Source organism: Sphingomonas sp. GC_Shp_5, from assembly GCF_026540855.1.
Lineage (GTDB): Bacteria > Pseudomonadota > Alphaproteobacteria > Sphingomonadales > Sphingomonadaceae > Sphingomonas.
Genome location: NZ_JALNUP010000003.1, coordinates 47,746 through 66,853 on the forward strand (window position 1 = coordinate 47,746; position 19,108 = coordinate 66,853).

General features: G+C 66.7%; 16 protein-coding genes. 4 read left to right on the forward strand and 12 right to left on the reverse strand.

Annotated elements, in window-relative coordinates:
- Positions 1-84: 84 nt before the first annotated feature.
- The 6 genes from OXR60_RS03630 to OXR60_RS03655 all read right to left on the reverse strand — a co-directional run bounded on the left by OXR60_RS03630 (position 85) and on the right by OXR60_RS03655 (position 9,738).
- On the reverse strand, positions 85-3,273 hold the full coding sequence (locus OXR60_RS03630) for a TonB-dependent receptor (protein ID WP_267394158.1): 3,189 nt from the start codon (positions 3,271-3,273) through the stop codon (positions 85-87).
- Between the two features lie 425 nt (positions 3,274-3,698).
- A complete protein-coding gene (locus OXR60_RS03635; RefSeq protein ID WP_267394160.1) occupies positions 3,699-4,943 on the reverse strand; it encodes a TolC family outer membrane protein in 1,245 nt (414 codons plus the stop codon).
- Positions 4,936-7,371 carry an ABC transporter permease gene (locus OXR60_RS03640; RefSeq protein WP_267394162.1) on the reverse strand — a complete coding sequence of 812 codons (2,436 nt, stop codon included), beginning with the start codon at positions 7,369-7,371 and terminating at the stop codon, positions 4,936-4,938. Before OXR60_RS03640 ends, OXR60_RS03635 begins: the two co-directional genes overlap by 8 nt.
- A 12-nt stretch (positions 7,372-7,383) precedes the next feature.
- Entirely contained in the window at positions 7,384-8,064 is a 681-nt protein-coding gene (locus OXR60_RS03645; protein ID WP_267394163.1) for an ABC transporter ATP-binding protein, read from the reverse strand.
- 12 nt (positions 8,065-8,076) lie between these two features.
- Positions 8,077-9,351, reverse strand: a complete 1,275-nt coding sequence (locus tag OXR60_RS03650) for an HlyD family efflux transporter periplasmic adaptor subunit (protein ID WP_267394164.1) — start codon at positions 9,349-9,351, stop codon at positions 8,077-8,079.
- 75 nt (positions 9,352-9,426) lie between these two features.
- Positions 9,427-9,738 carry a UrcA family protein gene (locus OXR60_RS03655; protein WP_267394166.1) on the reverse strand — a complete coding sequence of 104 codons (312 nt, stop codon included), beginning with the start codon at positions 9,736-9,738 and terminating at the stop codon, positions 9,427-9,429.
- A gap of 214 nt (positions 9,739-9,952) precedes the next feature.
- On the opposite strand from OXR60_RS03655, the gene OXR60_RS03660 reads away from it, so the two are divergent.
- Positions 9,953-11,344, forward strand: a complete 1,392-nt coding sequence (locus OXR60_RS03660; RefSeq protein ID WP_267394167.1) for a sigma-54 dependent transcriptional regulator — start codon at positions 9,953-9,955, stop codon at positions 11,342-11,344.
- Between the two features lie 31 nt (positions 11,345-11,375).
- Positions 11,376-12,665, forward strand: coding sequence for a HAMP domain-containing sensor histidine kinase (locus OXR60_RS03665; protein ID WP_267394168.1), 1,290 nt, complete (start codon positions 11,376-11,378; stop codon positions 12,663-12,665).
- 25 nt (positions 12,666-12,690) lie between these two features.
- Here the strand turns inward: OXR60_RS03665 and OXR60_RS03670 are convergent, their stop codons facing one another.
- From OXR60_RS03670 to OXR60_RS03680, 3 genes are all read right to left on the reverse strand, one after another.
- On the reverse strand, positions 12,691-12,807 hold the full coding sequence (locus tag OXR60_RS03670; protein ID WP_267394170.1) for a DDE-type integrase/transposase/recombinase: 117 nt from the start codon (positions 12,805-12,807) through the stop codon (positions 12,691-12,693).
- Positions 12,808-13,301: 494 nt separating this feature from the next.
- Entirely contained in the window at positions 13,302-14,489 is a 1,188-nt protein-coding gene (locus tag OXR60_RS03675; protein WP_267394172.1) for an MFS transporter, read from the reverse strand.
- Positions 14,490-14,549: 60 nt separating this feature from the next.
- On the reverse strand, positions 14,550-15,296 hold the full coding sequence (locus tag OXR60_RS03680) for a 3-oxoacyl-ACP reductase family protein (protein WP_267394174.1): 747 nt from the start codon (positions 15,294-15,296) through the stop codon (positions 14,550-14,552).
- A 170-nt stretch (positions 15,297-15,466) separates the two neighbouring features.
- On the opposite strand from OXR60_RS03680, the gene OXR60_RS03685 reads away from it, so the two are divergent.
- Positions 15,467-16,351: an AraC family transcriptional regulator gene (locus OXR60_RS03685; protein WP_267394176.1), complete on the forward strand. Its 885-nt coding sequence runs from the start codon at positions 15,467-15,469 to the stop codon at positions 16,349-16,351.
- 43 nt (positions 16,352-16,394) lie between these two features.
- Here the strand turns inward: OXR60_RS03685 and OXR60_RS03690 are convergent, their stop codons facing one another.
- Positions 16,395-17,381 (reverse strand): saccharopine dehydrogenase NADP-binding domain-containing protein, encoded by a 987-nt coding sequence (locus OXR60_RS03690; RefSeq protein WP_267394178.1) that lies wholly within the window; start codon positions 17,379-17,381, stop codon positions 16,395-16,397.
- A gap of 144 nt (positions 17,382-17,525) precedes the next feature.
- On the opposite strand from OXR60_RS03690, the gene OXR60_RS03695 reads away from it, so the two are divergent.
- Positions 17,526-18,419, forward strand: a complete 894-nt coding sequence (locus OXR60_RS03695) for an AraC family transcriptional regulator (RefSeq protein WP_267394180.1) — start codon at positions 17,526-17,528, stop codon at positions 18,417-18,419.
- 81 nt (positions 18,420-18,500) lie between these two features.
- Here the strand turns inward: OXR60_RS03695 and OXR60_RS03700 are convergent, their stop codons facing one another.
- Positions 18,501-18,785, reverse strand: a complete 285-nt coding sequence (locus tag OXR60_RS03700; protein ID WP_346732024.1) for a helix-turn-helix domain-containing protein — start codon at positions 18,783-18,785, stop codon at positions 18,501-18,503.
- Positions 18,786-18,807: 22 nt separating this feature from the next.
- The gene (locus OXR60_RS03705) at positions 18,808-18,996 is read right to left on the reverse strand and encodes a DDE-type integrase/transposase/recombinase (protein ID WP_267394182.1); all 189 of its coding nucleotides are present in this window, start codon (positions 18,994-18,996) and stop codon (positions 18,808-18,810) included.
- Between the last annotated feature and the right edge of the window lie 112 nt (positions 18,997-19,108).

A 19,108-nucleotide genomic window follows, 5' to 3' on the forward strand; every position in this document is an offset into this window, starting at 1 on the left:
CCTCACCACCGGTACCGTCGTCTCACCACAAAATGACTGCGCCCGCCACTCATCGTGACGGGCGCAGCAGGCAGAGCGATCCGATCAGAACTTGACGCGGGCGCCTACCATGAACCGGCGCTCATAGATGTTGTTGTAGGCATGCTCGTCCGGGAAGGTGAGGTAATATTTCTCATACTCGCCAGTAAGATTCGAGCCTTGGGCGTAAAGCGTCAGGTTCGACGTGAAGTCGTAGCTGATCGAAGCATCGACGTAGTTGGTCGGCTGCTGGTACAGCTCGAGACCCTTGATGCCGCCGAAATCCTGCTGGACCGCACGCTTTGAGCGATAATTCCAGGCGACGCGCGCTTGGAAATGGCTGTCTTGGTAGAAACCGGCGAGGTTGGTCTGGATCTTGGAATTGTCCTGGAACGGAATGGTATTGCCGGCAAGATCCTTCTGCCCAGAGTCCGAGGGCGAGTAGGTGATGTTTGCATCGATGCCGAAGTTTGACAGGATGTGCGGCATGAAGCCGAGATCGTTGAACGACTGCTTCCAGCCTGCCTCGACGCCCTGCAGCGTGCCGCCCTCGCCTTGCACTGGGGTGCTGATCGACACCGTACGGTTGCGCACCACGCCATCATTGTCCGGCAGATCGGTGCGGAACACATTACCCGACTGGATGAAGCTGGCGACGTCGATGTGGAAGGCACCGAGGCTGAGCAAGCTGCTGTGGCCGATGTAATATTCCAGCGAGCCCTCGACATTGGTGGCGCGCCACGGATCGAGCTGCGGGTTGCCGTTGGAGCTGCCGCCGGTGACGCGGAACACCGACGGGCCGCCGTTAGGATCCGTTTGGATCGCGTAATTCGGGCTTAGGCCGCCACCCCATTGGTTGAGATCGAGCAGCGTCATCGTCTTCGAAAAGGCGAAGCGAAGCTTCAGGTTCTGCGCGAGCTCGAACGCGAGGTTGAACGCCGGCAGGAAGTCGGTGAAGCTGCGCTTGGTCTCGACCGTGCCGTTGGCGAGGTTGGCGACGCCATAAGGCTGTGGCGCACCGGTGACATATTGGGTGATGTCGAGGCGGGTGTTGATGATCTTCAGGCCGGCGTTGCCGCTGACCGGGATCCCGAACACGTCACCCTTGACGTTCATCTGCGCATAACCCGAGATCTGCTTGACCCCGACGTTGAACGAATTGCCCGGGTTCTGGACCTCGACGTTGCCGGGATAGAAGCTGTTCTGGAACGCCAGCGCGTTGTCCATCACCTTGGGATCGAGGACGTAGATCCCCGGCAGCCCGGCGCCCGGCAGATTGTACTGCTTGACCTGGCCATTGAAGATCGGATCGCTCGCCTTGCGGGTCAGGCTGGCCGTGTAGGGCACGAAGCTCGGCGTGCCGAAGGTGCCCGAACCCGCGTAGCAGGACGCATCGTTGAGCGGAACGTCGAAGCCCTTCCACTTCACCAGGCAGCCACCCGGCTGCGAGGCCTGCCCTGCGAACAGCGGCGCCGCACGGTCGAACTCATAGTCGTTGACCGAGCGCTCGCTGTAGCGGCCGCCGATGCTGAAGTTGACGTTGTCGTTCGCCTCGTACGACGCGTCCGCGCGCACCAGCTTGAGGTCGCCGTTGCGGCGGTAATTGCCTTCCGACGAGGTTGTCTTGAGCGCGTAATTGTCGATGTTGCTGAGCAGCGAGGTCAGCTGCGTCGGCAGCGTGAACACCGGCTGCGCACCGGTGAAGTTGACCGTGGCCGGCAGCGACGCGGCGCCGGCGACGGTGTTGACCGAATAGCCACCCGGGTTGAACGCGATGTCGCCGGTGGGATAGTGGCCGATGCCGCCCGGCTCCCACTGGGTACCGTTCGACGGGCTGAACTGCAGATAGCTCTGGTCGTAGTTCGAATAGGCCTTGCCGTAGATCCCGCGCACAGTTGCCTTGAAGCGACCACCATTGTCGTACTTCAGCTCGACGTTGTAGTTCTGCGACTGCGACTTGTAGTGATCGTTCTGGGCATAGGAATCGAAGTTGCCGAGATCGTAATTGTAGATCTGCGTCGTGTTCAGATCATAATCGCGCGATACGGACTGCCCGGCAGCATTGGTCGCAGTCTGGGTGATGACGGTGCCGGTGTCGCGCGACTGACCCGGCACGAACTCAGCGGCCTGCCAGTTAACGTTCTGCATCTGGATACCGGCAGTGCGGTCATGCTCGTTCTGACGGGTGAAGAACGCGTCCGCATTAAGCGTCAGCGCGTCGCTGATCTCCCATTGCGCCGAGGCGTTGATGCCGATGCGCTGGCGCTCGTTGACCTTATCCCACGCGGTGAATCCCTGGGGCACGATGAACACGTCATTGGCATCGCCATCGCCGTTCACGTCGCGGCCCGTCCCGACAGCCGTGCCGTGGGGGCGGTTGGCGGGCGAAAAGCCACTGCTCAGATTGACATCACCCGTCGGATTGTTCGCGAGATCAAAGTTCTGCTCATTGTGCAGCGCCGCGCCATAGCCTTCCTGGATGCCGTTGTGCGAATTCGACAGCTGCACCTTCGAATAGGCGCCCGACACCAGGAAGCCGAAGCGATCGCCGTGATAGCCGACCAGCGCGTTGAAGTTTGGATTGAACTTCTTGGTCTTGTCGCCATAGGCACCCTCAGCCGCGGCCGCGAGCGTGAAGCCGTTCTTGAGATCGAACGGACGGCGCGTGCGCAGGTTGACGGTGCCGGTGATGCCGGCGTTGAGCAGGTCGGCGGTGCTCGACTTGATGACGTCGGCGCCGGCGAACAGCTGCGAGGGAATGTCGTTGAAGTTCGGCTGGATCGTCGTGATCGACTGCGCGCCGAGATAGGCTTCGCCGTTGAGCAGCGTCGTCACCTGCGGCAGACCGCGGATGTTGATCGCCGCACCCTCGCCCGCATCGCGGCGGATCTGCACGCCCGGGATGCGCTGCAGCGAGTCGGAGATGGTGACGTCGGGCAGCTTGCCGATGTCTTCGGCCGAGATCGAATCGGTGACCGACGCGGCGTCGCGCTTGAGGTTGACCGCGCGCTGCTGGGCGCCACGGATACCGGTGACGACGATGTCGCCTTCCTGGGCCGCGGCGTCGCTGGTCGGCTGGCTGGGGTCGATCGCTTCGCTCGCCTGATCAGCAGCGACCGCACTGGGCGAAGCCGCCTGACCGGTCGGTGCGCTCTGCAGCACGCCCTGGGTGGTGGACGATTGTTGAGCGCTCGCGGTGCCACAGATTAAAGTCGCTGCGGATGCCGTCACCATCAACGCAGCCTTGTAGCTCACGCAAGCCGTCATAACCGTTATCTCTCCATCCTAAGCCGTAGCGGAGTCGCCAGGCCGTCGGATTGATCCAGCGATTGAGTTGCGCTTGCTGCGTCAGCCCCCTCCCTGATCATCTCGCGGCCTGCAGCCATCTTGTAGCCACGCGATATCTCGCCCCTTGGAGACCGGCAACATTAAATAACCCAATTTTTCTCATTGGCGGCGAAAGACGTTTTTGCGTGTCCGAAATGCAACGCCTTGCAGCCGCTATACGACCTATCACGCAAGTGCCCTGGAGGGCCCGTCCTGGAGAACACGTCTCCACACGACCCTCGTTTTAATGTCGACCCCGCGCTTGAACAGCAGGCCTCCGAGATTGCGAAGACCAGCAGGAAGAGCACGTACACGTCGTAGCGAGTGGTCGCCGCCGCGGCGAGCCGTTAGGCTCAGCCCACCGACGCGAGTTCTAGCGTCCCCATCGCCCGAAGCAGGCCAGCCTCACCGGTGAGCAGGTCGCTACGCGCGCTGGCGAGCGCCAGCTGGGCACCGCGCAGGCTTTCGTCGGCGATCAGGATGTCGAGCGTAGTGCGCAGGCCGACGGCATACTCTGCCTTCACGCCGGCGAGAGCGCGATCGGCGGCGGCGGCGGCCTTGGTGTTGGCCTCGACCCGCGCCCGCGCGGCGACGACATTGGCCCAAGCGGTGTCGGTCTGCCGGATTACGTCGCGCGAGGCGGCGTCGACATCGTAGCGGGCGGCCCGGGCGTTGGCGGTCGCCTCGCGCACCTGCGACTGGACGAGCCCGCCGGTGAGCAGGGGCAGCCGGAAGGTGAGCCCCGCCGCGGTGTCGCTGACATAGCCGCCGCCGTCATGGCCGATGGCGACGCCATAGCCATAGCTTGCGCCGAGGCCGAGGCTCGGCGCGCCATTGCTGCGGGCGACGCCGATCCGCGCCGCCGCCGCGGCCTGTGTGGCCTGCGCCTGGCGGTAGAGCGGATTGGCCTCGACCGCGCGGGCGCGGGCCTGTTCGATGGTCGGCGGCAGCCCGGCGAGCGTCGCGGGTGGCGGCGCCAATTGCCCCGGGTCGCGGCCCACCACCGCGCGATAGGTGGCGGCAGCGGCGGCAAGCGCCGCCTGTGCGCTCGCTTGGGTGGCGCTCGCGGTGGCGCGCTGCGCGACCAACCGCGACACGTCGGTCTGGGTGCCGGTGCCGAGATCGAAGCGCGCCTTGGCCTCGGCGACCTGATTGTCGAGCAGCTGGATGTCGGCATCGACGATCGCCGCCGACTCCTGTTGGAACAGGAGATCGGCATAGGCCGCGACGACATTGCTCAGCACCCCGGCGGCGACGTCGCGCAGCCCTTGCGCGCCCGCCGCGACATCGGCGTCGGCGGCGCGGACCGCGGTCCGCACCCGGCCGCCGGTCCAGATCGGCAGCGTCGCCGATACCGTGCCGGTCGCGCCCTTGCCGCCGTTGAAGCGGTCGTACCCGCCCAGCGCCCCCGCCTCCCCGGTCAGCCGGCCTTGCGCGCGGGCCTGCTCGGGTGCCTCGGCGAGGGCGTCCTGGCGGGCCTGCGCCGCGGCGAGGCTGGGGTTGGTCGCCACCGCGGCGCGCACCGCGTCGGCGAGCGTTTCGCCAGCGGCGGGCGGCGCGAGCAGCATCGAGCCCGCGAGCAGCCAGCGCCTATTCATGGCGCAATGCCCAGGCCGGGGTTGCCCGCGAGGCACGGATCGACTGAGCGAGCACGGTCGCGACCGCGATGACCAAGGCGATCACGCTCGCCGCGACGAAGAACAGTGGCGACAGCGCAATACGGTCGTCAAACCCCGCCAGCCAGGTGCGCATCGCCACCCAGGCGAGCGGCCAGGCGAGCACATTGGCGATCAGCACCGGCCGCAGGAACTGACCGACGAGCAGCTTGACGACATCGCCCGACGAGGCGCCCAGCGTCTTGCGGATGCCGATCTCGCGCACCCGGCGTGCGGTGGTGAAGGAGGCGAGACCCCACAGGCCGACGCAGCCGATCGCGACCGCCAGCCCGGCGCCGATCGCGAACAAATTCGCCATGCGGTCGTCCGCCTGGTACAATTTGTCGAGTGCCTGCACCGTGGTGCGCGAGTCAAACGGCACCTCGGGCGCTTCGCTGCGCCAGGCCTGGCGGGCCGCATCGGTGAACGCCTTGGCATCGCCGCTGAAGCGGATCATCGCCACCGCTGATGTGGGTGCGGCGACCGTGAACAGATAGGCGGTCGGCGACACCTTGTCGCGCGGCGAGTAGATCCGCATGTCCTCGATCACGCCGATGATCGTCCGCGGTGTCTCGATGCCCACCGTCTTGCCGATTGCCGCCTGCGGGCTGGCGAAGTGGAAGGCGCGGACGGCGCTGCGATTGACCACGATGTTGGCAGGCTGGCGCTCGCTGCCGTCAACTTCGGGCTTGTACGGGTTGAAGTCGGCGGGGCGCGAGGGATCGAACAGCCGCCCCGCGATCAGTTTTGCGCCGAGCACCTCGAAATAGCCCGGCATCGTGTCGAACCGCTCGACCGGGGCACCAGGCCCGCTGGTGCCCGGCAGCGGCAGGGTAGTGGTCGCGACGAACAGACCCCGCCCGGGCACCGAGGTGCCGGCGCTGACGCCGCGCGCATTGGGCAGGGCCTCGAAGCGGTGGAGCAGCGATTCACGCTGCGCCGCATTGAGACTGTCACTGCCGAACGAGCGGACGAGCAGCAACTGCTGGCGATCATAGCCGACATCGGCACTGCGGACGTGGTGGGTCTGGGAGACCAGCACCAGCGTGCCGACGATCAGCGCAATGGTGACGGTGAACTGGAAGACGACCAGCGCCTCGCGGATTCGCGCCCCTGCCCGGCCGCCGCCCGGCGAGCGCGCCGAGGCGAGCACCGCCGCAGCGGGCACGCGCGACAGGATGACCGCCGGATACAGCCCGGCGAGCGCGCCGACGACTACCGCCAGCAGTGCGAGCGGCAGCAGCACGCCGTTCGAGCCGGTGTAATGAATCGCCAGCTCGAGCCCGGTCGCGGCATTGACCAGCGGCACGCCGAGTTCGGCGAGCGCGAGCCCGAACACCGCGGCGATCAGCGCGGTGGCGATCGCCTCGCCGACGAAATGGCGCAGCAGCGTGGCGCGGTCGGCACCCAGCACCTTGCGCATGCCCACCTCGCGGGCGCGAAGACCCGCACGCGCGGTGGCGAGATTCACGTAATTCACGATCGCGACGATCAACGTCAGCAGCCCGATGATGCCGAGGGTGGTGACCATCAGGACCGCGCCCGGTGTTTCGAAATGCGTGTCGGTGATCCGCCGCAACGCCAGCGTAAGCCCGAAATCGTCGTTACCCGGCGTTTCGGTCTTGATGTGGCGTGCGACAACGCCCGGCAATGCCGCCGACAGCCGCGCCACCGCCGGCGCGTTTGGCAAGCGAACATAGGTGGACGGCCCGCCGTAATTCCACTGGTGGTTCGACTGATAGGAAGGATCCTTAGGATCCTGGGAGATCACGAACGGCGCCAGCAGGTCGAACTCGAGATCGGTGTCAGCGGGGAGATTGTCGATCACCGCGGTGACGCGATAGGCATAGCGCTTGCCCTCGAAGGTCACCGCCAGCGGCGCGCCGATCGGCGAGGCCGCGCCGAAATATTTGGTCGCGGTGCGCTGGGTGATGACGATCTGGGTGGGATCGACGAACCGCGTCGGCAAGCTACCCGCGATCGCGTGCAAGCGGAAGATCGTGAACACGTCCGGATCGGCGAGGTTCATCTTCTCGCGGATGCCAACCCCGTCCTTCACCACCGCGGCATCCTCGCGGACCATCCGCGTGCCGACGGTGTCGGGCAGATCGCCCTTGATCGCGGTCCAGGCCGCGACCGGTGTCGATTGCCGCGCGCGGATGCTGTTGGTCTGGTCGTTGGTCTGGCTCTCGATCAGGTAGATCTGATCATGACCGGGCAGCCAGCGCTCATAACCGGTTTCGAACCGCACATAGAGCGCGAGGACCAGGAACACGGCAATGCCGAGCGCCAGCCCGCCAATGTTGAGCGCGGCATAGAGCTTGTGGCGGGTCAGCGAGCGCCAGAAGCTGATGAAGGCGAAACGGTTCATGCGGGCGACCCTTCAGATCTGGCGCGCGACGGAGGCGACGACGCGCCCGTCGAGCATGTCGATGCGGCGGCCGACCATGTCGGCGTGCGCGGGACTGTGCGTGACCATGACGATGGTCGCACCAGCGGCGTTGAGGCTTTCGAGGATGCCCATCACCTGCGCGCCATTCTCTGTGTCGAGGTTGCCGGTCGGCTCGTCGGCGAGGATCAGCTTGGGATCGCCGACGATGGCGCGCGCGATCGCGGCGCGCTGCTGCTGGCCGCCCGACAGCTGGTGCGGAAAATGGCGCGCGCGGTGCGAGATGCCGACGCGGTCCATCGCTGCCTCGATCCGGCTGCGGCGATCACCAGTGCCGTCCTTGCGATAGGTGAGGCCGAGCTCGACGTTCTCGGCGATCGTCAGTTCGTCGATCAGGTTGAAGCTCTGGAACACGAAGCCGAGGGTGCGCGCGCGAAACTGCGCCAGCGCCGCCTCGCTCTCAGCGGCGAGATCGCGGCTGTCGAACAGATAGCGCCCGCCGGTCGGGCGATCGACCGTGCCGAGCGTGTTGAGCAACGTCGATTTGCCGCATCCCGACGGGCCCATGATGGCGACGAATTCGCCCGCGGCAACGTGGAGGTTGATATCGGCGAGCGCGGTGGTCTCGACCGAGTCGGAAACGTAGCGGCGCTGGATGCCGTCTAGGGTGATCATGGCAATTGCCCCTTATTTGATGTTGATGGCGGCGGCCTTGTTGAAGCCGCTGGTATCGGAGGTGACGATGCGTTCGCCCGCGGCGACGCCCGAGAGGATCTCGACGCGGTCGGCGTTGCGCCGGCCGATGCGGATCGTGCGCCGCACCGCATGGCTGCCGCTCGCGTCGAGCACATAAGCGGCGGCACCGCCGTCGCTGTCGAGCCAGCCGCCGATCGGCGCGACAATCGCCGGGCGCGCGGCGCCGAGCGTGATCCGCGCATCGAGCGACTGGCCGCGGTTGAGCCCGCGCGGCGGCACGCCGCTGAAGCCGAGTTCGACGCGGAAGCGGCCGTCGGTCACCGCCGGCAGCACCTTGGTGACAACGAGATGCAGCGCATTGTCGCTGCCACTCGCCTGCTGGCCAACCTGGACGCGGCCGAGGAAATATTGATCGACGTCGGCGACCAGCTTCCACGATCCCTCGCTGTCCACCTGCCCGGCCGGATCGCCGGGTTTCAGCGCCTGGCCCGGCTGGATGGTGAAGTTGGTCAGCCGTCCCGTCACCGGCGCGCGCAAGGTCAGCGCGTCGAGCCCGTCGCGCACCGCGGCAAGATTGCTCGACAGCCGCGCCCGCGTGTCGGCGAGGCGGCTCGCCTGCAGTGTCGCGATGCGGCGTTCGGCGCCTTCGGCGGCATGGAGCTGCGCCACCCGCTGGCGCTGGTAGGATGCCTCTTCCTCATAGCTCTTGAGCCCGGCGTCGGAGACGAAGCCCTTGTCGTGAAGCTGCTGGCGGATGCCGAGGTCGCGCCGCGCCTTGATCAGATCGTAATCGGCGCCGGACACCTGGGTGTCGCGATCGCGCGAGCCGCGCTCAAGCGTTAGATCCTCGCCAGACACCTGGCCAAGCTGGCTGGCGATCGCGGCCTCGCGGGTGAGAATATCGAGCTTCAATTGCGGGTTGGCGAGCGTCGCCAGCGGCTGCCCGGCAACCACTGCCGCGCCATCTTGGACGATCAGCCGTTCGACCTGGCCGCCGGAGACGACGCCGACCAGCGTCGTCACCTTTGGCGCGACGGTGGCGCGGACGGGTACGGCATCGTCGAACGGCGCGCGCGCCACCGCGGCGCTCTCGACATCGGCGAGCGCGACATCGGTCGAATGGGCGGACGGCAGCAGCCGCCAGACGAGCAGCACGACGATGATCGCGGCGACCACGGCGGCGGCGAGCCCGAGACGGCGGCGTGACAGCCGTGGCGTGTCGATCCGCCGGTCCATGGTCGCGCCGCTGATCGAGGGGGAAGTCACGTAACGCTTTCCTTGTGCGAGTGTCCGGATCCGGACGCGGACTGTCCAGCGGCGGACAGTCCGTGGGGCCGAGGCTCAGCCGCGGGCATCGAGACCGGCACCGCGGCGCGCCTGTTCGATCGCCGCCTGCCGGCAGGCGAGCTCGGCCATCGACAGGCTGGCGCCGCTGACGGTGCACACCTGATCCGCCGCGCGCGAGGCGCGGGTCGCGAAGCGGGCGCGATCGGCGGGGTTGCCGAGATCGAGGTCGCCGTACTTGACCACCGCCTGCCTGACGTCGCTCGGGCGGGTGGCCGTGGCATGGGCGGGACTGGCAAAGGCGACGAGGCTGGCGGCGCCGGCGATGCTCAGGACCGAGCAGACGAAGCGTTGACTGTTCGAGATCATGACGGGATCCTTTCCGTCGGCGTCCATGCCGACCAGCCTTCCTCAGCATGGACCGTGCCAACCCTGCCAACTCGTTGATAACGCCTGGGTCTGTACAGATCGGCGGCGAGCGACACTGCCCGTCCCTTGCCCATCGCCGGACAGGTGTGTCCACGACCGGACGCCCGGTGGACACACGGCGCCCGCTGGCACGTATCTTGATTGTAGCGCGGACATGACCAAAGCTGCCCCGATGCCCGCTTCGCCGCCGTTCGCCCGCTGCCTCGTCGTCGATGATGACGAGGATATCCTGTTGTCGGCGCGGCTGTTGCTCGCGCCGATGTTTGCCGAGGTCACTACCACCATGTCGCCGGCCGAGGCGGTCGCGATGATGACGCGTACCCCAGTGGACCTGGTGCTGCTCGACGCCAATTTCGCGCGCGGCGCCACCGATGGCGCCGAGGGCTTCGCCTGGCTAGCGCGGATGATCGCGGCCGACCCCGCCGCCGCGATCGTGATGATCACCGCGCACAGCAGCGTCGGCGTCGCGGTCGCCGCGATGAAGCATGGCGCGACCGACTTCGTCTCTAAGCCCTGGAACAACGATCGCCTGCTGGCGACGGTGCGCAACGCCGCCTCGCTCGGCCGGTCGCGCCGCGGCAACGGCACCGAGGCTCCCACGGCGACGGCCGCTTCGCCGCTGCTCGGCGGCTCGCCGGCAATGGCGCGGGTCCAGTCGCTGATCGAGAAGGCGGCGCCGACCGACGCCAATGTGCTGATCCTTGGCGAGAACGGCACCGGCAAGGAACTGGTTGCGCGCGAGCTCCATCGCCTGTCACGCCGCGCCGCGCGCGAGATGGTGACGGTGGATCTCGGCGCGGTCGCCGAAACGCTGTTCGATTCCGAGCTGTTCGGTCATGCCAAAGGCGCCTTCACCGATGCCCGCGCCGACCGTGTCGGCCGCCTTCAGGCCGCCGACGGCAGCACGCTGTTCCTCGACGAGATCGGCAATCTGCCGCTGCATCTCCAGCCCAAATTGCTCACCGCGCTCGAACAGCGCCGGGTGACGCCAGTCGGCTCGAACAAGTCGATCCCGATCGACGTCCGCGTCATCTCCGCGACCAACGCCGCAGTCGACGACGAGCGCTCGTTCCGCCAGGATCTGTTGTTCAGGCTCAACACCGTCGAGATCGAACTGCCCGGCCTGCGCGAGCGGCGTGAGGACATCCCGCTGCTGCTCGCGACCTTCCTCGCCGAGGCGCGTGCGCGCTACGACAAGCCCGATCGTCGCCTGCCCGCCGAACTGCGCGCGGCGCTGGTCGCGCACGACTGGCCCGGCAACGTCCGCGCGCTGCGCCATGCCGCCGAGCGCGCGGTGATCCTCGCCGAGGGGCCAAGCTATACCGCGGACGACTTCCCGCTCGGCCGGACGGCGACGCCGCCGGTCGCGCCAGCGTCACCGACACCGGCCTCACCTGCCAGCGACGATCTCAACCTCGATCGCGTTGAGCGGCAGGCGATCGAACAGGCGCTGAAGAAACACGCGTTCAACATTTCCACCGCCGCAAGTGAGTTGGGGCTGTCGCGCGGCACGCTTTATCGGCGCATGGAGAAGCACGGTCTTTAGGCGGCGTTTCGCGCTGCGCCTCGCCGGCCGGGTGGCGCTGCTGCTGGCGGCGCTCGCGGTGGCGAGCCTGCTGGCCGCTTATGGCCGGGCGCCGACCGCGATGTTGCTGGCGTTCGCCTTTGCCGCGCTGCTCACCGTCAGCCTGTGGCGGCTGGTCGCCGAGAGCAACATCGAGCTCGCGCGGTTCGTCGCCGCGCTCGACCGCACCGATCTCAGCCAATCGTTCGCCTGGGCCGGGCGCGGCGCCGGCTTCGACCGGCTGGGCGACGCCTATGAGCGCGCGCTGGCGCGGCTCCGGCGCGAACGCGCGAGCGGCCTGGAAGCGACCACCTTTGCCGCCGCCCTTGCCGATGGTGCGCCGACGCCGCTGCTGGTGATCGGCCCGGGCGAGGCGCTCGTCCTCGCCAACAAGGCAGCGCGCCGCCAGTTCGGCCGCGGCGCGCCGACCAGTCTTGCCGCGCTTGCGCCGTTCGGCGAGCCGTTCGTCGAGCTGTTGCGCGGCGCGGGGCCCGGCCCGAGCCGGCTCGGCCGCATTCTCGCCGACGGGCTGTCGCAGCGCGTGGTCGTGGATACCACCGTGATCGAAACCGGGGGCGAGCTCAGGCGGATCGTCGCGGTCAAGGTGATCCAGGCCGAGCTCGACGGCGCAGAGTTGGCGGCGCAGATCGATCTGGTGCGCGTCCTCACCCATGAGATCATGAACTCGCTGACTCCGGTCACCTCGCTCGCGGCGACCGCCAAGCGGCTGCTCGACGGGCTTGACGACGACGGCAACCAGGGTGCCGCCGACGCCCGGCTGGCGGTCGATGCGCTGGCGCGGCGCGCCGGCGAGCTCGAGCATTTCATCGAGACCTACAAGGGTTTCAGCGAGGCGCCAGCACTACGCCGCGCGCCGATCGACGTCGCCGACTGGCTGATGCGAACCGTGGCGATCCACCAGGCCGGGCGCGACGGCACGCCGGTGACGCTCGACATCGCCGCGGGGCTGCCGCGGCTCGACGGCGATGTCGCGCTGCTCACCCAAGTGCTGCTCAACCTGTTGAAGAACGCCCACGAGGCGACTGCCGCGCTGCCCAGCGCTCAGATCCGGCTGGTCGCCACGACCGCCGGCGCCAGCCACCTGCGCATCGCCGTGATCGACAATGGCGCGGGCATCCCCGCAGCCCTCGCCCGCGAGGTGTTCCTCCCCTTCTTCACCACCAAGCCGCACGGCAGCGGCATTGGCCTCAGCTTCGCGCGCCAGATTGTGCTGCTGCACGGCGGCCAGATCGGCGTTGCCGCTGGCCTGCCCAATTGCGTAGAAATGTCGCTGCCGCTCTAGGGCGCTGGGGGGAACCCGAAGACAGCTATTTCACTTCCGCCTCCTTGTCTCGGGTCTTGGTGATGTAGCTCTCGAGGATCTCGCCCTCATGATCGACCGCTCGCCAGAGGTAGACCATCTCGCCATTGAGCTTCACGTACATCTCGTTGAGATGTCACCGCCAGTGGCGGAAGCCTCGCATCCGCGACACCTGTTGGCGGCGTAAATTACCGGCGAACATCGGCCCGAACCTGTTCCACCAAATCCGTACCGTCTCGTGGCAGATAGCAAGAACTTAACGCCTGCTCGCAGGCTAATAGGAGTCGCCGTGCGATATTTCTAGTTGATGCACAGCTATATAGGCAGCGGTCACGCTAACATCCTCGCACATCTTGCGCCACCGTCATCTCGACATGCCGCCCTGTTAAACGTACTTCTGTATTGAAGCGCAGAGCATTGGTGGAACGGCGTATTCTGGTCGAGAGCGGTCTGGCAGCTTGCGGCGGCTTGGACCCGCAACTGGACGTGGGCTTGTTCTTATCGGCTCCCTAACATCGGACATCCGTTCATCTCGATCAGCGGAGCCGTAGACGCGCTTCTCCATACTCCCCTGATGACTGTCCTCAGCGCAACTTTACAGGTACGTCTGCCGGTGAGCTACCGTCCCGCATGAATGATGGCTTGGGAGAATTTGGAAGCCGCCATCTCACGGCGCACATTGCGACCGGTAGGCGGCATGTTGGCTTTGAGCAGCAATGCGTCTAATGACTGCCGAATAGCCGAAGCGAAACCCGCCAGGCTGATCGCGACGATCCCGCTCCCCGCTATCAGCAACGCGCGCGCGCCGAACATCTCGATCAGCCGCGGCGCGCCCTTGCTGATCGCAAAGACCGTGATCGTCAGCGGCATATAGCCGAGCCCGGCGGCAAGTGGCGTCCAGCCCAGCACGCGCTCGAGATATTGCACGAGCAGGAACAGCATGGCGAAGTGCACGCCGACGATCAGCGCCATCACGCCAAGCCCGCCGAGCCGCGATCGGTCGCGCAATAGACCCAGGTCGAGCAACGGCGCCGCGTGGCGCTGCTCGATCCGGAAGAAGAGCACCAGCAGCGCTGCCGCGCTGGCGAAGGCGGCAAGCGTGCCCGTAGCGGTCCAGCCATGGTCCGCGGCGCTGATGAAGCCATAGACCAGAGCGACCGAGCCGAACGTCGCGGTAAGCGCGCCGGCCACGTCGAGCCGCGCCGGCCTCGGATGCGTTTCTGCGACGAGGCGACCGATAGCGGACACTACAAGTACCCCGACCGGCACGTTAATGAGCAGCGCCCAGCGCCACGACAGGAAATCGGTCAGCACTCCGCCAAGGATCAGACCGGCGGACGCGCCGATCGACGATACCGCAGTGAACAGCGAGAGGCCCCGCGCGCGCTCTGCCTCGTCGCGCGCCATGACCATCACCAATGCGAGAACGCTTGGCGCCGCCAGTGCAGCCCCTGCTCCCTGCGCTACGCGTGCCGCGATCAATATCGCGGGCATGTGCGCCAACCCGCCGACGAGCGAGGCAGCCACGAAGACGGTCAGCCCGATCCGGAAGGCGCGGACCTGCCCGACCATATCGCCGAGCCGGCCGCCGAGCAGCAGCAACCCGCCGAACGCCAAGCCGAAGGCGTTGGGCACCCAGGTCAGCCCGGCTGCACTGAAGCCGAGATCCGCCTGGATGCGCGGCAGCGCGACGACGACGATCAGGAAGTCCATCGCGAGCATGAGCTGCGCCGCGAGGACCGTCCATAACGCGAGCGCGCGACGATGGGCCGCGGGGACGGCGTCCCCGCGGTGTGAACTTGGCATGACGACATTCCCTATCGAAAGGAGAGCAAGCCCGGGGGCGTCGCCCCCGGCCTGCACCGTTCAGAGCCCGCGCGCGCCGCCGGTGACGCGGATCGATTCACCGCTGATCCAGTGCGAATCGTCCGAGGCGAGGAACACCGCGGTCGGCGCGATATCCTCCGCTTCGCCGACGCGGCCGAGCGGCGTCTCGGCGAGCAACCGCTCGCGCAGGTCGCCCACGAACGCGCCGTCGGTGGCGGGCGTGTTGGTATAGCCCGGCATGATCGCGTTCACCCGGATGTTGCGCGGCCCGAGCTCACGCGCGAGGCCGTAGGTCATGTTGTCGACCGCGCCCTTGGTCGCCGAATAGACGCTGCCGCCAGCGGACGGGTGCGTGCTGAGGATCGAGCTGATGTTGACGATGCTGCCGCCGGCCTCGCCGAAATGCTTCACCGCCTCGCGGGTGGCGAGGAAATAGCCGAGCACGTTGAGGTTGAACTGCTTGTGGAACGCGTCCTCGGTCAGGTCGGTGACCATCTCGAACACCGCGACGCCGGCATTGTTGACGAGCACGTCGACCTTGCCATGATCGGCGACGACCGTGTCGAACAGCCGCACGACATCGGCCGACTTGGACATATCGGCCTGCACCGCTACCGCCGTGCCGCCCGCTGCGACGATCGAGTCGACCACCGCGTCGGCGCGGTCCTTGCTACCCATGTAATTGACGATGACGACCGCGCCCTCGGCGCCGAACGCCTTGGCGATGCCGGCGCCGATGCCGCTCGATGCGCCGGTGACGATGGCTACTTTTCCGGTGAGTTTCATGGAAACTGTCCTTGGATGATCGCGAGTGACGGCGTCGCTCGCTTGCCTCCCCAAGATGGTGCCGCAGGCGGGCGACCCCATGCCGGTTATTCTCCCGTTCTTGCCCGATCTTCTCACAGCCGGTTGTTTCGGGGCCCCGCCCGGGCCACTTGGGGCTGATGGAAACAGCGATGGACGAGTTGCGCGGCATCGTGATGCGCGCGGGGAGCAGGTGGACCGATACCGGCATCCCCCGCGTGCAGATGGTGCGATCCGAGGGCTGTGCCGATCAGGTCTACGAGCCGATGCTGCACCTGGTGCTGCAGGGCTCCAAAAGTTTGTCGATCGGCGAGCAGAATCTGCGCTTCGACGAGGCGCGCTATTTCGTCGTGCCGGTGCATGTACCCGCGACCGGCGAAGTGCAGCCCGACGGCGCGGCGCCCTATCTGGCGGTGAGCCTGAAACTAGACCCGACGATCATCGCGTCGCTGATGGCGGAGATGCATGGTGCGGGGACGACGCCGCACCCAACGGGCTTTGCCGTATCGGCCGCGACGCCCGAACTGATCGACGCCTGGCTGCGGATGATGCGGCTGATCGACCGGCCGAACGAAGCGCCGATCCTCGCCGCGATGATCGAGCGCGAGATCCTCTTCCGCGTACTGATCGGCCCACAGGGCGACAAGTTGCGCGAAGTCGCCTGCGCCGACAGCCGGCTGGCGCAGGTACGGCCGGCGATCGACTGGATCCGCGACAATTTCGCCGAACCTATCCACGCCGAGCCGCTCGCCGGCATGGTGGGGATGAGCGTCGCGGCCTTCTATCGCCACTTCAAGGCAGTGACCTCGATGGCGCCGATTCAGTATCGGAAACGACTTCGCCTGCTGAAGGCGCGCCGCCTACTGCTGTTCGAGACGCACGACGTCGGCAAGATTGCCTATGCGGTCGGCTATGAAAGCGCGTCGCAGTTCAGTCGCGAATATGCGCGAATGTTCGGCCTGCCGCCGGGGCGCGACGCGGCGCGCTTCAAGATCGCGCTACCGGCCGAAGACGATGTGTTGCTGGCAGCGGAATAGGCGCCGGCCGGGAGCTTGATGCCCCCGGCCGACGCCAATCGCTTCAGAGATCGACGATGCTGGTGTCGGCGATCGTCTCGGCAAAGCCGGCGCCGAACAAACCCGCCGGCGTCTGGAAGCCGGGGCGCGCCTCGCCGCTCAGCACGCGCCGCGCCGCTTCCGCCGCTGCGATCGTCGTGAACGTATAGCCGTTGACGGTATCGAGCACCGAACGCACCACGCTGCTGTCGTCGCCGGTCACTTCGACTGCCGCATGATAACGGTTGGCCTCGCGCTGATCGAGCGTCGGACCATCGGGCATCGCGGCAAGATCGCCTTCGGGGAACGCGCCGTCGGTCAGATAGACATAGGTCGCGATGTTCGCGACGGCGGTGTCACGCCAGATTGTGATGAGATCGGGCAGCGTCACCGGGAACGACGTCGCTGGCCCATTGCCGAAATCGAAGTCGCGCACGTCGGCGCTGCGGTCGACCAGTTGGCCATTGATGCGATGAAGCAGCGCGGTGTTCAGATTCTCGCTCGCCGAGACCGCCGATCCGCGCGAGAAGCCCCCTGCCACGTGCATCGCGATGTTGATGCCGACGGGCTTGGTGACACGCTTCACGGCGTGCGCGGCGAGCGAACCCAGCATCGCCACGCTGCCGCCGCTGCCCGGCAGCAGCATCACGCCCGCTGCGGTCGCAGCCTCGTCCAGCTTCTCGGCGAGCTGATAGCTGTCCAGTTCGGCGGCGATATCGAGATAGTGCACTTCGCTGGCGATACTCGCCTGCATCAACGGCTCGGCGGTGCGCATGAACGGACCGGCGGTGTTGAGCAGCACGCCAACGTCGCTAAGCGCAGCCCGCACCGCGGCGAGGTCATCGACCGCGAACAGCCGGTATTCCGCACCGATCTCGGCCGCCAGCGCGGCGAGCTTCGCTTCGTCCTTCGCGCGGCCCGCGACGACGACATCCACGCCAGCGGCGCGGGCGTTGGTGGCGGCCATGCGGCCGGTATAGCCAGCGGCGCCGTAGATCAGCAGTTTCTTCATGATCGTTACTCCGGTCCCCGGGGTACTTCCGGGCTGCATCCCAGATAGGCGCACCTCTGCTCGCCCGCGCACCCGATCCTCCTCGAAACCTGCCTGATCCTGCTCGCACCTTGGTGCGAACGCACCCGTGCGGTACGACGAGGCATGAACGACAACCTCAACGAACTCCGCCAGCTCTGCGCCCGCGCGCAGAACCGCGCCACGCCGAGCGGCATCCCGCGCATCGCGATGGTCCAGGGCGAGATCCCCCAGCACAAGCTGGCCGCGGTCTATAGCCCGATGGTCAACCTCATTCTCACCGGCTCGAAGACGATGACCGTCGGCGAGCGCACCCTGCTTTACGATCCGGCGACCTATTTCGTGATGTCGGTCGACCTGCCCGCGATGGGCTCGGTCCACCCGTCCGAGAAGGGAGAGCCGTATCTCGCGGTCAGCCTGACGCTCGAACCGGCGATCATCGCCAACCTGCTCGCGGATCTGCCCAAACCTGCCGGAGGCGAGCTCTACAGCTCGGGCTTCTCGGTCGCTCCGGTTACCGACGAGTTGCTCGACGCCTGGGTTCGGATGCTCCGGCTGATGAACCGCCCCGACGACATCCCCGCGCTCGCGCCGGCCTATGAACGCGAACTGCTCTACCGCATCCTGCAGGGCCCGCATGGCTGGATGTTGCGCGACATCGCGTCGCCTGGAACGGCGCTGTCGCGCATCGGCGTGACCATCCGCTGGATCCGCGAGAATTTTACCGCGCCACTGAGGGTCGAGGCCTTGGCATCGATGGCAGCGCTGAGCGTCTCCGCCTTCCACCGCCACTTCAAGGCGGTGACTGCGCTCAGCCCGCTGCAATATCAGAAGCGGGTCCGGCTGCTCCATGCGCGTAACATGCTGATCGCAGGCGAAGGCAACACTACGTCGGTCGCGTTCGGCGTTGGCTACGAAAGCCCGACCCAGTTCAGCCGTGAATATTCCCGCTTCTTCGGTCTGCCCCCGTCCAAAGACACGCGCCAGATCGTGCGAGCGCTCCACCCGGCAACAATGTAGCGATCGGGAGGTGTCGGCAGGCCGCGGAGTTGACCCGTCCGCCATCAATGCCTGCGGCGGCCTCCAAAGGCGGACGTCCCATTATCGTGCCTGCCACTGCTCGCGCTCGGCGAAGATGCGCGTGACCTCCGCCATATTGTCAGTCCCCCAATTGCACAGGGGAACGAGCGCCTCGGCCAAGGTGCGGCCGAGCGGCGTCAGCGTGTAGTCCACGCCCGGCGGGACTTCCTGATAATCCTTGCGCGTGACGACGCCGTCGGCCTCCAACTCCTTTAATTGCTGGATCAACATCTTGTCGCTGACCCCGCGCACCGCCCGCTTGAGCACGCCGTAGCGGTTCGGTCCCTGGATCAGAAAATAGATGATGAGCGGGTGCTGTCAGTCTCGTTCATCGCTGCACGGTAGCTGCGCAGACATCGGTGGTGATCGCCTCGGGTGATCCATGGCGCTTTATTGACTTCTTCATGAAGGTTAGCGCCACGGCCTTGTTTCTCGTCTTCGTGACGTAGCTCTCCAGCACCTCGCCCTCGTGATCTACCGCGCGCCACAGGTAGACCATCTCGCCGTTAAGCTTCACGTACATCTCGTTCAGGTGCCACCGCCAGTGCCGAACCCTCGCATGCGGCTTACTCGCTGCCGCCTGATCTCGCCGGCGAACATCGGACCGAACCTGCTCCACCAAAGCCTGA

What these genes read in the sequence shown, in the direction of transcription:
- OXR60_RS03635 (WP_267394160.1), bottom strand. Translation starts at nt 4,943, where the DNA reads ATGAATAGGCGCTGGCTGCTCGCGGGCTCGATGCTGCTCGCGCCGCCC.
- OXR60_RS03640 (WP_267394162.1), bottom strand. Translation starts at nt 7,371, where the DNA reads ATGAACCGTTTCGCCTTCATCAGCTTCTGGCGCTCGCTGACCCGCCAC.
- OXR60_RS03645 (WP_267394163.1), bottom strand. Translation starts at nt 8,064, where the DNA reads ATGATCACCCTAGACGGCATCCAGCGCCGCTACGTTTCCGACTCGGTC.
- OXR60_RS03655 (WP_267394166.1), bottom strand. Translation starts at nt 9,738, where the DNA reads ATGATCTCGAACAGTCAACGCTTCGTCTGCTCGGTCCTGAGCATCGCC.
- OXR60_RS03660 (WP_267394167.1), top strand. Translation starts at nt 9,953, where the DNA reads ATGACCAAAGCTGCCCCGATGCCCGCTTCGCCGCCGTTCGCCCGCTGC.
- OXR60_RS03670 (WP_267394170.1), bottom strand. Translation starts at nt 12,807, where the DNA reads ATGTACGTGAAGCTCAATGGCGAGATGGTCTACCTCTGGCGAGCGGTC.
- OXR60_RS03675 (WP_267394172.1), bottom strand. Translation starts at nt 14,489, where the DNA reads ATGCCAAGTTCACACCGCGGGGACGCCGTCCCCGCGGCCCATCGTCGC.
- OXR60_RS03680 (WP_267394174.1), bottom strand. Translation starts at nt 15,296, where the DNA reads ATGAAACTCACCGGAAAAGTAGCCATCGTCACCGGCGCATCGAGCGGC.
- OXR60_RS03685 (WP_267394176.1), top strand. Translation starts at nt 15,467, where the DNA reads ATGGACGAGTTGCGCGGCATCGTGATGCGCGCGGGGAGCAGGTGGACC.
- OXR60_RS03690 (WP_267394178.1), bottom strand. Translation starts at nt 17,381, where the DNA reads ATGAAGAAACTGCTGATCTACGGCGCCGCTGGCTATACCGGCCGCATG.
- OXR60_RS03695 (WP_267394180.1), top strand. Translation starts at nt 17,526, where the DNA reads ATGAACGACAACCTCAACGAACTCCGCCAGCTCTGCGCCCGCGCGCAG.